The following is a 13,382-nucleotide window of genomic DNA, read 5'->3' on the forward strand; positions in this document are numbered from 1 at the left end:
AAATCGTACCTTTGCAGGTTAGAAAATATAAAATTTAATGAAAGAGATTAAAAACATTTCGCGCTCAAGAGCGCAAGAGTCTTCGGGAGCTATCGAAAGACTGTACATTACCATGAGACATTTATTCAACAGAGGTTTCTACAAACCAATGGGTGTTTCGGGTGAAACTTTAAGAGAAGCTTTATTGGAGCTTCGACCAGAAATTTACGGTTCAATTGCCGAAGAAAAAGTTGAATTGAACGGATTGTTGTATGTAATCGAACGTCTTCCCGTTGGGATCGAAGAATGTCGCTACATCAATTTAACTTCAGACGAAGGCTATTCAAAATCCCATTTCCAACCTATTGTTCCTCCAAAACGCCGCAGAAACTGTTATCGTATTGACGACGAACAAATGAATGTGGAAATCACCAGAGGACGTTCGGATATCTATGATATCTTAACTCACTTGACTTTTATCTTTATTGAATCACACAAAATCAAGGACAGGGTTTTGGTTGACGAAGAAGGAAAAGTATCACGCGATTGGGAAAAACTAGAACAAGCGGCACTTCAATCTAAAAAACTGACTTTAATTGAAAGAGAAAAAGCAATTTCTCATGCGGCTAACGTATTAGGAAGAACTTTTGCTGAAGTAAGTGATATTTACGATGATTTTGGAAATAGTGCTTCACCAGACCGCTTCTTACATATTGTATACTGGTTGGGTAAAATTGCTATTGAAGAAGTGGTTGACAATAACAAAAGAACCATCACATTCAGTCCCATTTTAAGAGAACGTTTAGGACACCACATCTACGGTGATATCTGGGCAACTAACATAAAAAAGACTTTGGCTGACAACGGCTTGTTGGAAAGACCTATTCATATTATCAGTGCCAATATGCACAGTGTAATGAACTCGGTTTTTGCACCTAGTGTTCTGGCTTCAAAATACAAAGGAAAAGGTGAGTATCAGATTTACGAAGATTTATCGGCTTCAGGAAGTAAAGAGCTACGTAAAAAAGTAGAAGACTTTGCTTTACAACATGGTATGATTTCGCAACCGGATGAATCAGGAACGAATATCGATGTTCAGATTTTTGATACCGCTAAATTCGATTGGAAGAAAACAGCATTCCCTAATGCAAAAATTAATGGGGAAGCTCCAGTATTAATCGTTATGGATTATGCATTTGGAGAGCAAGCTTTTGAAACTATCGATGAGCTTTTGAAACCTTATAAAGTAGATAAAAAGAAAACATTACTCAATGTAGAATCAGTTTCAATCATGGGTAAAGCTGGAATTCTAGAAGGTGGAAAAGGAGATATTATGATTCCGAATGCACACGTAAACGAAGGTACAGCAGATAACTATCCTTTTGAAAACGAATTAACAGCTGAAATGTTTGAAGGTAACGATATTCCAGTGTATGCTGGTCCAATGATTACTGTTTTAGGAACATCACTTCAAAATAGAGATTTATTGAAATTCTTCCACGAGTCAACTTGGGCAGCCATAGGACTTGAAATGGAAGGGGCATATTACCAAAAAGCGATTCAATCAGCCTCTAGAATTCGTAAAAGCATCAATCCAGATGTTAAAGTACGTTATGCGTATTATGCTTCCGATAACCCTCTAGAAACAGGTAGTACTCTTGCATCGGGAGGTTTAGGAACAACAGGAGTAAAACCAACGTACTTGATTACAATAAAAATTTTAGAGCAAATATTTAACTGTTAATGAATTTTATTGAAACCAATCTTCCAGGTTGTTTTATTATAGAACCTAAAGTTTTCCATGATGACCGCGGTTATTTCATGGAAAGCTTTAATCAAAATACATTTGAGAAGGGAATAGGACAAAAAATTAATTTCGTTCAAGACAATCAGTCTTTTTCTAGCAAAGGTGTTTTGCGCGGTTTGCATTACCAATGCGGAGAACACGCTCAAGCAAAATTAGTACGTGTTTTAGAAGGAGAAGTTTTGGATGTAGCTGTTGATTTAAGACAAGGTTCTCCAACATATGGTCAGTCGTATTCCATTTTACTATCTACTGAAAATAAAAAACAGTTTTTTATTCCAAGAGGTTTTGCTCATGGATTTTTAGTACTGAGTGATACAGCAACTTTCTTTTACAAGTGTGATAATTTTTACAATAAGGAAAGCGAAGGCGGATTGATCTATAATGACGCAACGGTAAATGTGGATTGGGGATTTCCTACCAATGAGTTGATTATTTCGGATAAGGATCAAGTGTTACCAACTTTGGAAAACGCAAAAAAAGTATGGTAGTTTTAGTAACCGGTGCGTCCGGACAATTAGGACAGTCACTTCAATTTATCCAAAAAAAACATGCTGAAATTCGTTTTGTATTTGCGTCATCAGCAGATTTGGATATTACGAATGAAAAAAAGGTAACAGAATTTTTTGCATCTAATACATTTGATTTTTGTATCAATACAGCAGCATATACTGCTGTCGATAAGGCAGAATCGGAATCAGAAAGAGCACAATTGGTTAATGTTACAGGGCCGGAAAATCTGGCGAAAGCGTGTAGAAATGCTGGAACAACGTTGATTCATATTTCTACCGATTTTGTTTTTGACGGAACTTCATCAAAACCATATTTAGAAACAGATACAACAAATCCTATCGGGGTTTATGGGCAAACTAAATTGGACGGTGAGAAGAAAGTGATGGAAAATTGTGAAAACTACTTTATTATCAGAACTTCCTGGGTGTATTCTCAATTTGGGAATAATTTTATGAAAACCATGCTCCGTTTAGCACAAGACAGGAATGTTTTGAATGTTGTAAATGATCAAATTGGTACACCAACGAATTCGGTTGATCTAGCAGAGGCAATTGTAACATTGATTAAGCATCCCAATTCCAAGAAACTGCAATACTCGGGAATTTATAATTTCAGCAACGAAGGTATTTGTTCTTGGTTTGATTTTGCCAAAGAAATTTTTAGAATCAATACGATTCCAATAACCGTAAACCCAATACCTACAAGTGCTTATCCAACTCCGGCAAAAAGACCGGCTTACAGTGTTTTGGATAAGAATAAAATAAAAGCGATATTTGATATCAATATAAAATCGTGGCAGGAAAGCCTGTTACAAACCCTATAGAATGAAGAGAGTTTTAATTACCGGAGCAGCTGGCTTTTTAGGTTCACATTTATGTGACCGTTTTATTAAAGAAGGATACCATGTTATTGGTATGGATAATTTAATTACGGGCGACTTAAAAAATATTGAACATTTATTCAAATTGGAGCATTTTGAGTTTTATCACCACGATGTTTCTAAATTTGTACATGTTCCCGGCGAATTGGATTATATCCTTCATTTTGCTTCACCGGCAAGCCCGATTGATTATTTGAAAATTCCAATTCAGACCTTGAAAGTAGGTTCTTTGGGAACTCACAATTTATTAGGTTTGGCTCGTGTTAAAAAAGCACGAATTTTGATTGCTTCTACTTCTGAAGTATATGGAGATCCATTAATTCACCCGCAAACGGAAGAGTATTTCGGTAATGTAAATACAATTGGCCCCCGCGGAGTGTATGACGAGGCAAAACGTTTTCAGGAATCCATTACCATGGCTTATCACCGTTTTCACGGATTGGAAACACGCATCGTACGTATTTTTAACACGTACGGACCAAGAATGCGTCTCAATGATGGTCGTGTAATTCCAGCCTTTATCGGACAAGCATTGCGTGGTGAAGATTTGACCATTTTTGGTGATGGAATGCAAACCCGCTCGTTTTGTTACGTAGATGATCAAGTGGAAGGAATTTACAGGTTATTGCTTTCAGATTATGCATATCCGGTAAATATTGGTAATCCTGATGAAATAACCATCAAGGATTTTGCGGAAGAAATCATTAAATTAACTGGAACCAATCAAAAAATTGTATACCATCCGTTACCAGAAAACGATCCATTGCAACGTCAGCCAGATACTACTTTAGCCAAAGATATTTTAGGATGGGAAGCAAAAGTGAGTCGTTCTGAGGGTATGAAAATTACCTATGAGTATTTCAAATCATTACCCAAAGAAGAACTATTGAAAGAAGCACATAAAGATTTCAAAGATTATATCAAATAATAAGTGACTAAAGGAAGGTATTCAAAATACATTAGACCTATTAGCGTTTTGACCGATTTTTTTCTGTTGATTATTTTAGCAGAAATATTTCTGAAAAACTTCGCTATTTATTTACCGTATTTCTTTTTTTTTCAATTGCTTGCCTGGATTGTTATTGCTTATTTTACGGAATTCTACGAAGTTTACCGTTTTACAAAACCAGCCGAAATTTTAGCTAAACTAGCTAAACAGTTTACATTATTTACCTTAGTGGTTATTGCCTATTTCTCGTTAGCAAGAGAAATTATTTCAAGTTTTAGTAAATTATTAATTTTCATTGGTTTTGCTTTCCTATATATTACCCTTTTTAAGGGTTTGCTTTTTTATTACTTAAAAAAATACCGTATTGTTTTAGGAGGTAATTATCGAAGAGCCATCATTATTGGCCATACAGAAAGCGCCATTAATCTTAAGGAGTTATTTGTTTCTAGACCTGATTATGGTTACCGGTTTTTTGGTTTTTTTTCGGATAAGGTAGTAGATAAAGATGTAATTGGACCAATCAAAGAAGTTCAGGATTACGTATTAGCAAATAAAATAGATGATATCTATTGTGCACTTAAGGAATTATCAGAAGATGAACTGAAAGAGCTTGTAGAGTTTTCCGACTATAACCGAAAAACCATCAAATTTATTCCCGAAGGCAGCGAAATTTATTCTAAGAATCTTCAAATTGATTACTATGAGTTTTTCCCCGTATTGTCATTAAAAAGAACTCCATTAAATGATTTACCTAATAAGATAATCAAGCGATTATTCGACATAGTCTTTTCCCTTTTTATTGTCCTTTTTGTATTCTCATGGTTGATTCCTATTGTAGCCATTCTCATTAAATTGGAATCCAAAGGACCGGTTTTCTTCAAACAAGGCCGTCCCGGTTTGGATCAAAATGAGTTTTTCTGCTATAAATTTCGTTCGATGAAAATGAATGAGAAAACGGAAGAAATGACTACCAAAAATGACCCACGTGTTACTAAAATAGGATCTTTTTTACGTCGGACCAGTTTAGATGAAATGCCTCAATTTTTGAATGTTTTATTGGGTGACATGTCTATTGTAGGTCCAAGGCCACATCTGTGGATCCACAACAATGAATACCAGAAAAAAATAAAAAAATACAATGTCAGGCTACATGTTAGACCTGGAATTACTGGATTAGCCCAGGTAAAAGGATATCGTGGAGAAATTGAGACCGATGATGAAATGGTGAACCGAATTAAATATGATGTTTTTTACATAGAAAACTGGTCACTGTTTCTCGATATTAAGATTATCATGCTTACCGTCATCAATATTTTCAAAGGTCAGGAAAAAGCATATTAGATGAATGAATTGGTTTCTATAATTACCCCAACGTATAATTCTGAAAAATTCATTTCAGAGACCATCCAATCTGTACAGAAACAATCTTACACGAATTGGGAAATGATTATTGTTGATGATTGCTCGTCAGATAAAACGGTTGAAGTAATTCAAAACATGATGGAGGAGGATACAAGAATCCATCTTATCCGATTAAATAAAAATTCAGGTGCTTCCAAAGCTAGAAATGAAGCCATTAACCAAGTTCAGGGCAGGTATATGACATTTTTGGATGCAGATGATATTTGGTTTTCAGATTTCCTTAAGAACAGCATCAAAACAATACATGACACAGGAATACCATTTGTGTTCTCTTCGTATAGACGTTCCAATGAGATTTTAGAATTTGTGTATTCAGATTTTATTGTACCACAAAAGGTTACTTATACCGACATTTTAAAAACCAATTCGATTAGTTGTCTTACAGCCTTTTTAGATGTCGAAAGATTAGGTGTGAAATTTATGCCAGATATTCGAAAACGACAGGATATGGGATTATGGCTAAAATATTTAAAGGAAATTCCTTTTGCTTATGGAATTCAAGAACCACAGGCGATTTATCGTATCCGAGAAAATTCGTTATCGAGAAATAAAAAGAATCTGATCAAATACCAATGGCAGTTTTACAGAGAAGTAGAAAAATTGGGATTTTTCGAATCTGTTTATTACATGTTACATTGGATGTATCGTGGCTTTATGAAATATAGAAATTAAAGTATCGATTGAAATTGTTTCAGTTTTCCTCTGGCAGACCGCTGTAAAAATTCTTTTCGGTTGAAAGTAAAATGCAATCCTTTTTCTAAATACAAAGCAATTGCTTCTTCAATTTTTGAGATTTGTACAGTAGTTAATTCCACATCACTAACATAATCAATTTCGAAAGTATCCTTTTGTATTTGTCGAATGATGAATTCTTTGACATTTCCATCATCTTCAATAATGCTTTTGGTGACATAATAAAACGTTAGTCCCGGCGCTTTTTTTCCACTCGGTAGTAATGCTATATCATTAGTTCGGCCTATTAATGTCTTGAGCAACGGTTTTTGAGTTGTGCTTTTTTCGTCTACAATTCCAATATCACCAATATCATAGCGAATGAACGGATGTGCTTTGTTGAACAACGAAGTGATAACAATTTTTCCTTCCTGTCCGTTTGGTAACGGCTGGTTATTTTCATCCAAGACTTCAACAAACAAAGTTTCTGCATTCAACTGCCAATCGCCTGCACGATTTTGAAAAGCAATTAAATCCAGTTCGGAAGCACCGTATTCATTTACAACAGGAACGCCTAAGTATTTCTCTAACAAGATTTTGTCTTCTTCAAAAAGCATCTCTGATGTGACCATGCAGACTTTCAATGTTGGACAAATAGTGGTTAAAATGATATTCTTTTGTTGGAGGAATTTGGCAAATAATACAATTGAGCTGGTGTAGCCATTGATATAGTCAAACTCCTTCTGTTGGAATTTTTTCAGTACGTTTTCTAAAACTTTATCCGATAAATCAAAAATGGTAAAACGATACCTTTTTCCTAAAAAATCTTTAATCCGTTCTTTGGTATAACCAAAAAAATCTAATGGAATACCGTAAAATCGTGCTTGAAAGGATTGATTAAAATCGATACCGTACCAGCCAAATCGGTAAATAATAGACGCCCACGTAATGGCATGCGCATATTTGTCCTTCGCAAAAACGAACGGATCACCGCTAGAACCGGACGTTTTATTTTTAAAGACACTTTTCTCAGAATAACCTCGGGATAACCTTTCTACTAAGGGTTTCTGAAAATCTTTTTTGGTCATGACAGGGATATTGTTCCAGTCTTCAGTTTTAGTATTGCCAACAAAATTTTTGTAGTAGGGATTGTGCTCCAAATGAAAAGCGACAATTTCCTTTTTTTTGTTTTCAATAAATTGTTGGTGTTCAGTTTCTGACAAGGAAATAATGGCATCGAATTCTGCTGTGGCTTTCTTCATCGGAAAACCATTTATTCGTAACGACCAATCAAAAAACCGGATCATAATGTAAGATTTGCTCAAAAATAACAAATATGACACACAAAGCCATTGTCAATTGTTTTTTTTCTGTTGAAAACAAGCTATTTTTGCACCACAAAACAACAACACAACAACGATGACAATTTTACTTTTAGGTTCAGGAGGAAGAGAACATGCTTTAGCATGGAAAATGCTGCAAAGCGACAAATGCCAACAACTTTTTGTAGCACCGGGTAATGCCGGCACTTCACAAATCGCAACTAACATTAACCTTAATCCATTAGATTTTACTTCAGTTAAAGAGTTTGTTCTTCAAAATAAAGTGACAATGGTAGTCGTTGGTCCCGAAGATCCATTGGTTCATGGTATCTACGATTTCTTTAAAAACGACGTAAAAATCAATCATATTCCCGTTATTGGCCCATCTAAAATCGGGGCTCAATTGGAAGGAAGTAAAGAATTTGCTAAAGAATTTTTAGTAAAACACAACATTCCAACAGCACGTTATGAAAGTTTTACCAAAGAAACGGTAGAAGCAGGATGTGCGTTTTTGACCACATTAGACTCGCCTTATGTTTTGAAAGCCGATGGATTAGCAGCAGGAAAAGGAGTTTTGATTCTGAATGATTTAGCCGAAGCACAACAGGAATTGCATAACATGTTAGTAGATGCAAAATTTGGTCAAGCATCTTCTAAAGTAGTAATCGAAGAATTCTTGGATGGAATCGAATTGAGTTGTTTCGTTTTAACAGACGGAAAGTCCTATAAAATTTTGCCAACTGCAAAGGATTACAAGCGAATTGGTGAAGGCGACACAGGATTGAACACAGGAGGAATGGGAGCAGTGTCTCCAGTGCCTTTTGCTGATTCGGTTTTGATGGAGAAAATTGAAACCCGAATTGTAAAACCTACAGTGGAAGGTTTACAAAAAGACGGTATAGAATACAAAGGATTTGTCTTTATCGGTTTAATTAATGTGAAAGGAGAACCAATGGTTATTGAATACAATGTTCGTATGGGTGATCCTGAAACAGAAGTGGTGATGCCAAGAGTGAAATCAGATTTAGTTGAATTGTTTGAAGCTGTTGGTGCTCAAAAACTTGATGAGGTTTCCTTAGAAATTGATGAAAGAAGCGCTACTACCATCATTATCGCTTCAGGCGGATATCCAGAAGATTATGAAAAAGGAAAAGTGATTTCAGGTATTGAAACAATTGAAGATTCTATTGTTTTTCATGCAGGAACTAAAGAAGATAATGGTCAAATAGTAACCAATGGCGGTCGCGTACTCGCGATTACTTCCTACGGTAATGATTTCCAAGAAGCCATAAAAAAATCTTACCAAAATATAGAGAAACTACATTTTGATAAGATGTATTTTAGAAAAGATATCGGTCGCGACTTACTTTAAGAAAGAGTGAGCGGTAGTATCTTGTTCGTCTTCGTTATTGTCTTTGAAAATCTGTAATTGCTTTGTCCAGTATACGATGTAGTAACTGATGATTCCCCAAAGAACCCAGTTTACTAGGTTTGCGATCCACCAGTTGCTTAATTCCATTGAGCGCATTAGATCGTGTGGAGCAAAAAGGATTTGTTCAAATAACCAAGCAATTGCTTCAAAAAATGATTTCATCTTTTTTATGTATTATATTTACAAAGCAAAAATATAAAATATACTTATGATTACAAGCATTTTTAGTAAATCTAGACCAATAAATTATATTTTGACAACTCTACTGATGGTTGTCTGTTTTACAATTTATCAGTTTAGTACCAACTACAATACTATTTCCAGCTTTGAAATAGGCAAGAAAATAGTTTTTTTGTTGTTGTTGATTGGTTCTTTGTTTGTGTCAAATTTTATCACTAAAAAGAATGGACTAACGAAAGACAACAGTTATACATTTTTATTGTTTTGTATATTTTTTATCCTTTTTCCTTCGACTTTGTCTAATGGGTATTTGATTGTCTCCAATGGGTTGATTTTGTTGGCTTTACGAAGATTGATATCCATGCAATCCTTAATCACTCCGAAAGAGAAAATCTTCGATGCGTCTTTGTGGATTTTTATAGCCAGTTTATTTCATTTTTGGAGCATACTTTTTATGCTTTTGGTTTTTATTTCCATTATTTTCCACGTTTCAAGAGATTACAGGAATTGGATTATTCCTTTCATTTCTCTGGTGACAGTAGCAGTAATTACTCTGTTGCTTGCGTTGATTTTTGATCCGACTTTTATCAATAGATTTATTGCTACGATTCAAGTTGATTTTGATATCAGGTATATCGAAAATGTATTCCAAAGTTTTTCATTGGGGATTTACATCTTAACAGCGTTGGTGGCTTTTCTAACCATGCTTTTTATTCTTTCGAATAAATCATTGAACATGCAAGCATCGTATAAAAAAGTGATTTTTGCCTTTATCATTGGATTAGTGATATTTTTTATTTCTCCAAATAAAGACAATAGCTACCTGATTTTTACTTTCGTACCTGTAGCAATTATGCTGACCAATTACTTGGAGACCATCGAAAAATACTGGATCAAAGAAACCATTTTGGGAGTTATCCTATTTGCAAGTTTACTAAATTATGCGCTGAGATTATTATAATTTACTGCCGTAAGCTAAATCTCCAGCATCGCCTAAACCAGGAACGATGTAATTTTTCTCATTCAATTTTTCATCCAAAGCTGCTACCCATAAATGGCAGTTTTCTGGAAGATTTTCTTGAAGATAAGCTACTCCTTCTGGTGCAGCAATAACTACAGCAATGTGAATTTCTTTTGGTTTTTGTTCTAAATGTAATTTCTGTAAAACCGCAACAATAGATTGACCTGTAGCCAACATTGGATCAATTAGAATCAGATTTTTTCCTTCGAAAGAAGGAGCAGCTTGGTATTCTACCAGAATATCAAATGCATCATCGTTATTATAGTGATGACGATAAGCAGATACGAAACCATTTTCTGCATCGTCAAAAAAGTTCATAAAACCTTGGTGCAAGGCTAAACCAGCTCTCAAAATAGAACATAATACAACCGGTTCAGCAATAGTAGTAGTATGTTTTATGCCCAGTGGTGTTTGCACATCAATATTTTTATAATCCAAGGTCTTACTCAATTCATAGGCCATAATTTCTCCAATACGTTCGATATTTTTACGAAAACGCATGCTGTCTTTTTGAATATGAATATCGCGCAGTTGCGTAAGAAAATGATTCAGAATACTGTTTTGTTCCGAAATGTAATGGATGTGCATCTTGATAAATTTTACAAATTCAGGATAAAAGTACAAAAAAACGCTACTTTTGTAAAAAATAAAGAGTCAAAACTATGTTTGCAGAATTTGCTTTTCCAATATTTGAGCGTTGTATTAACGATTATCATGTTATTGATGATGTATATCAACCTGCTTTAAATCCTTATGAAAAAGGATCAATTGAATATTTATTATATGCTAAAAACTGGGTAGACACCGTTCAATGGCATTACGAAGATATTATTCGTGATCCGAAAATCGATCCGGTAGCTGCCTTGGATTTAAAAAGAAAAATTGATGCTTCAAATCAGGTTCGTACTGATATGGTGGAATATATCGATAGTTATTTTTTACAAAAATACAGTAATGTTGAGGTTAAAGCAGCTGCAAAAATCAACACAGAAAGTCCTGCATGGGCTATTGACCGTTTGTCAATTTTAGCATTGAAAATATACCACATGAGCGAAGAGGCAAATCGAGCTGAAGCTACTGCGGAACATAGAGCAAAATGTCAGGAAAAACTAAATGTTTTATTGGATCAGAAAAATGATATGTTCGTTTCGATTAGTCAGTTAATTGAAGATATCGAAAATGGCGACAAATACATGAAGGTATACAAGCAAATGAAAATGTACAACGATGAGGAGTTAAATCCAGTGTTGTACCAGAACAAAAAATAAAAGGTTTCGATGTCAAACATCAAACACATTTTAGTTATAAGGCTCTCAGCTATGGGTGACGTTGCAATGACGGTTCCTGTTTTGAGAGCTTTTTCTTTGGATTATCCTGAAGTAAAAATCACAATAGTTTCAAGACCTTTTTTTCAACCTTTTTTTAATGGTTTACCTAACGTTACTTTTTTCCCAGTCGATTTGAATTATAGGCATAAAGGAATGATCGGTTTGGTGAGATTGTATAACGATCTTAAAAAACTCGATATTGATGCTGTTGCCGATTTACATAATGTGCTCCGTTCCAAAGTGATTAGGGGATTATTTGCTGTAAATGGAAAAAAAGTGGCTTTTACGGATAAAGGTAGAACGGATAAAAAAGCATTGACTCGAGCCAAAAATAAAGTTTTTGTTCCAGTAAAATCAATGTTCGACAGACACGCTGCAACTTTTGAAAGTTTAGGTTTTCCATTGAATTTTAATTCACAACATTTTCCTGCCAAAGCAATATTATCACAAGAAGTTACTTCTATCACCGGAACTAAAAATGAAAACTGGATTGGTATTGCGCCTTTTGCTCAATACGAATCAAAAGTTTATCCTTTGGATTTAATGCAGAAAGTAATTGATGGATTAGCAGTTTCAAAATGTAAGTTATTCTTATTTGGTGGAGGAGAAAAGGAAATTCAACTTTTGAATCAATTAAGAGCCAAGCATGAAAATGTTATCGTAGTGGCTGGAAAAATAAAATTACAACAAGAGATGGATTTGATATCTAATTTGGATATCATGCTTTCGATGGATTCGGGCAATGCTCACATTGCTGCCATGTTAGGGATTAAAGTTGTAACCCTTTGGGGTGCTACACATCCTTATGCGGGTTTCAAACCATTTAACCAACCTTGGGAATTTTGTATTACTGCAGATCGTGAACTTTTTCCTTTACTTCCAACATCCGTCTATGGAAATAAAAAAGTGGAGGGCTATGAAAACGCTATGCGAAGCATCTCTCCCGAGACGATACTAAATACAATAAAAAAGGAGCTGTAAAGCTCCTTTTTTTATCTTCCGATATAGGTAACATTCACTTCACAAAAATTTCCTAAAGCCGTAGATCTACCTACGACATGGGCATTATTTTCTGTGATATTATCATCAGCCACACCATTGTAAGAACAATTGATAGTACAGGTTTGTCCAGCTGTTAAATAGACATTTACATTGATGTTGGTTTCATTAAATAATTCATAATATTCAGTTGCCGTATCACTATTGTAAAAACTTGAAGAATGAGAATACTTTCTGTAATCAGTTCCATTAATAGTCATTTTAAAATTTCCTTCCACAAAACCAACTTTAGAAGAATTATTGTCTACTGTGCCAGCTCCTAAATATCCAGAAAATAGTAATGTATATCTTCCTGTATAGGGAGCAGTGAAAGATTTGGAATTTAGTCCTGGTATATTCGTATATGAGGCTGAAGTAGCCACTGTAAGATCTGATGTTTGTGTGAATTTAGTTTCGTAATAACGATGTACTTGTGATACCCAATTGGTTCCATCCCAGTAGTATATTCCAGGAATTACTCCATAAGTTCCACCAGTTGTTGCGGTATTGAAAACGGCTGTTCCTATTTCTAAAGCAGTAGTTCCAGTAGCTGGATTTATTACCGGGGAAGCTACATTTGAAGCGGTGAGAGCAATTCGAGGCATTAAGAAACCATTGGTAGTACTTGTAATGTCTAAGGCACCTTTGGGTGTAGTTGTGCCAATTCCAACTTGAGCCCAACTTGCAGAGGTGAAAAACACCAATAGCAAAGCAAGCGAATTTATTGATAAATTCTTCATTTTTTGGTTTTTAGTTAGTTTGTTTTTGAAAAAGTTTCGGCGAAACTAACTAAAAACCAATTATTTATTAAAAGAGATAGTGTTTATTCGATAAAGTAATTA

General features: G+C 34.8%; 14 protein-coding genes. 10 read left to right on the plus strand and 4 right to left on the minus strand.

Features of this window, described 5'->3' with window-relative positions:
* Positions 1-37 precede the first annotated feature (37 nt).
* Genes ACFO7M_RS04395 through ACFO7M_RS04420 form a run of 6 tightly spaced genes read left to right on the plus strand, consistent with a single transcriptional unit; the run spans position 38 to position 6,219 of the window.
* A complete protein-coding gene (locus ACFO7M_RS04395) occupies positions 38-1,723 on the plus strand; it encodes a DUF6909 family protein (protein ID WP_379717701.1) in 1,686 nt (561 codons plus the stop codon).
* Positions 1,723-2,274: a dTDP-4-dehydrorhamnose 3,5-epimerase gene (gene rfbC / locus ACFO7M_RS04400; RefSeq protein WP_379734251.1), complete on the plus strand. Its 552-nt coding sequence runs from the start codon at positions 1,723-1,725 to the stop codon at positions 2,272-2,274. Before ACFO7M_RS04395 ends, rfbC begins: the two co-directional genes overlap by 1 nt.
* The gene (rfbD, locus tag ACFO7M_RS04405) at positions 2,268-3,119 is read left to right on the plus strand and encodes a dTDP-4-dehydrorhamnose reductase (protein ID WP_379717697.1); all 852 of its coding nucleotides are present in this window, start codon (positions 2,268-2,270) and stop codon (positions 3,117-3,119) included. The genes rfbC and rfbD overlap by 7 nt, the downstream gene beginning before the upstream one ends.
* Before the next feature lies 1 nt (position 3,120).
* Entirely contained in the window at positions 3,121-4,104 is a 984-nt protein-coding gene (locus ACFO7M_RS04410) for a UDP-glucuronic acid decarboxylase family protein (protein ID WP_379717695.1), read from the plus strand.
* 3 nt (positions 4,105-4,107) lie between these two features.
* A complete protein-coding gene (locus tag ACFO7M_RS04415; RefSeq protein ID WP_379734253.1) occupies positions 4,108-5,466 on the plus strand; it encodes an undecaprenyl-phosphate glucose phosphotransferase in 1,359 nt (452 codons plus the stop codon).
* Complete coding sequence (locus ACFO7M_RS04420; RefSeq protein WP_379734255.1) at positions 5,467-6,219, plus strand: glycosyltransferase family 2 protein; 753 nt, start codon at positions 5,467-5,469, stop codon at positions 6,217-6,219.
* Here the strand turns inward: ACFO7M_RS04420 and ACFO7M_RS04425 are convergent.
* Positions 6,216-7,526, minus strand: coding sequence for a phenylacetate--CoA ligase family protein (locus tag ACFO7M_RS04425; protein ID WP_379734257.1), 1,311 nt, complete (start codon positions 7,524-7,526; stop codon positions 6,216-6,218). The two genes, ACFO7M_RS04420 and ACFO7M_RS04425, sit on opposite strands and share 4 nt — an antisense overlap.
* 112 nt (positions 7,527-7,638) lie before the next feature.
* Here ACFO7M_RS04425 and purD point away from each other — a divergent pair, with 112 nt between their 5' ends.
* On the plus strand, positions 7,639-8,913 hold the full coding sequence (gene purD / locus ACFO7M_RS04430; RefSeq protein ID WP_379734259.1) for a phosphoribosylamine--glycine ligase: 1,275 nt from the start codon (positions 7,639-7,641) through the stop codon (positions 8,911-8,913).
* Here purD and ACFO7M_RS04435 read toward each other — a convergent pair.
* Positions 8,905-9,135: a DUF6341 family protein gene (locus ACFO7M_RS04435; RefSeq protein WP_379717685.1), complete on the minus strand. Its 231-nt coding sequence runs from the start codon at positions 9,133-9,135 to the stop codon at positions 8,905-8,907. The genes purD and ACFO7M_RS04435 overlap by 9 nt on opposite strands.
* 46 nt (positions 9,136-9,181) lie before the next feature.
* Here ACFO7M_RS04435 and ACFO7M_RS04440 point away from each other — a divergent pair, with 46 nt between their 5' ends.
* Entirely contained in the window at positions 9,182-10,114 is a 933-nt protein-coding gene (locus ACFO7M_RS04440) for a DUF6427 family protein (protein WP_379734261.1), read from the plus strand.
* Here the strand turns inward: ACFO7M_RS04440 and upp are convergent.
* Positions 10,109-10,762, minus strand: coding sequence for a uracil phosphoribosyltransferase (upp, locus tag ACFO7M_RS04445; protein ID WP_379717681.1), 654 nt, complete (start codon positions 10,760-10,762; stop codon positions 10,109-10,111). The two genes, ACFO7M_RS04440 and upp, sit on opposite strands and share 6 nt — an antisense overlap.
* A 74-nt stretch (positions 10,763-10,836) precedes the next feature.
* On the opposite strand from upp, the gene ACFO7M_RS04450 reads away from it, so the two are divergent.
* A complete protein-coding gene (locus tag ACFO7M_RS04450) occupies positions 10,837-11,442 on the plus strand; it encodes a DUF4254 domain-containing protein (RefSeq protein ID WP_379734263.1) in 606 nt (201 codons plus the stop codon).
* A 9-nt stretch (positions 11,443-11,451) separates the two neighbouring features.
* A complete protein-coding gene (locus ACFO7M_RS04455) occupies positions 11,452-12,483 on the plus strand; it encodes a glycosyltransferase family 9 protein (RefSeq protein ID WP_379734265.1) in 1,032 nt (343 codons plus the stop codon).
* Between the two features lie 11 nt (positions 12,484-12,494).
* Here the strand turns inward: ACFO7M_RS04455 and ACFO7M_RS04460 are convergent, their stop codons facing one another.
* On the minus strand, positions 12,495-13,280 hold the full coding sequence (locus ACFO7M_RS04460) for a hypothetical protein (protein WP_379734267.1): 786 nt from the start codon (positions 13,278-13,280) through the stop codon (positions 12,495-12,497).
* Between the last annotated feature and the right edge of the window lie 102 nt (positions 13,281-13,382).

It is taken from the genome of Flavobacterium sp. GCM10023249 (genome assembly GCF_042653365.1).
Taxonomy (GTDB): Bacteria; Bacteroidota; Bacteroidia; order Flavobacteriales; family Flavobacteriaceae; genus Flavobacterium.

Excerpts from the sequence above, each read along its gene's own strand:
- ACFO7M_RS04395 (WP_379717701.1), top strand. The coding sequence starts at position 38 with ATGAAAGAGATTAAAAACATTTCGCGCTCAAGAGCGCAAGAGTCTTCG.
- rfbC (WP_379734251.1), top strand. The coding sequence starts at position 1,723 with ATGAATTTTATTGAAACCAATCTTCCAGGTTGTTTTATTATAGAACCT.
- rfbD (WP_379717697.1), top strand. The coding sequence starts at position 2,268 with ATGGTAGTTTTAGTAACCGGTGCGTCCGGACAATTAGGACAGTCACTT.
- ACFO7M_RS04410 (WP_379717695.1), top strand. The coding sequence starts at position 3,121 with ATGAAGAGAGTTTTAATTACCGGAGCAGCTGGCTTTTTAGGTTCACAT.
- ACFO7M_RS04420 (WP_379734255.1), top strand. The coding sequence starts at position 5,467 with ATGAATGAATTGGTTTCTATAATTACCCCAACGTATAATTCTGAAAAA.
- ACFO7M_RS04425 (WP_379734257.1), bottom strand. The coding sequence starts at position 7,526 with ATGATCCGGTTTTTTGATTGGTCGTTACGAATAAATGGTTTTCCGATG.
- purD (WP_379734259.1), top strand. The coding sequence starts at position 7,639 with ATGACAATTTTACTTTTAGGTTCAGGAGGAAGAGAACATGCTTTAGCA.
- ACFO7M_RS04435 (WP_379717685.1), bottom strand. The coding sequence starts at position 9,135 with ATGAAATCATTTTTTGAAGCAATTGCTTGGTTATTTGAACAAATCCTT.
- ACFO7M_RS04440 (WP_379734261.1), top strand. The coding sequence starts at position 9,182 with ATGATTACAAGCATTTTTAGTAAATCTAGACCAATAAATTATATTTTG.
- upp (WP_379717681.1), bottom strand. The coding sequence starts at position 10,762 with ATGCACATCCATTACATTTCGGAACAAAACAGTATTCTGAATCATTTT.
- ACFO7M_RS04450 (WP_379734263.1), top strand. The coding sequence starts at position 10,837 with ATGTTTGCAGAATTTGCTTTTCCAATATTTGAGCGTTGTATTAACGAT.
- ACFO7M_RS04455 (WP_379734265.1), top strand. The coding sequence starts at position 11,452 with ATGTCAAACATCAAACACATTTTAGTTATAAGGCTCTCAGCTATGGGT.
- ACFO7M_RS04460 (WP_379734267.1), bottom strand. The coding sequence starts at position 13,280 with ATGAAGAATTTATCAATAAATTCGCTTGCTTTGCTATTGGTGTTTTTC.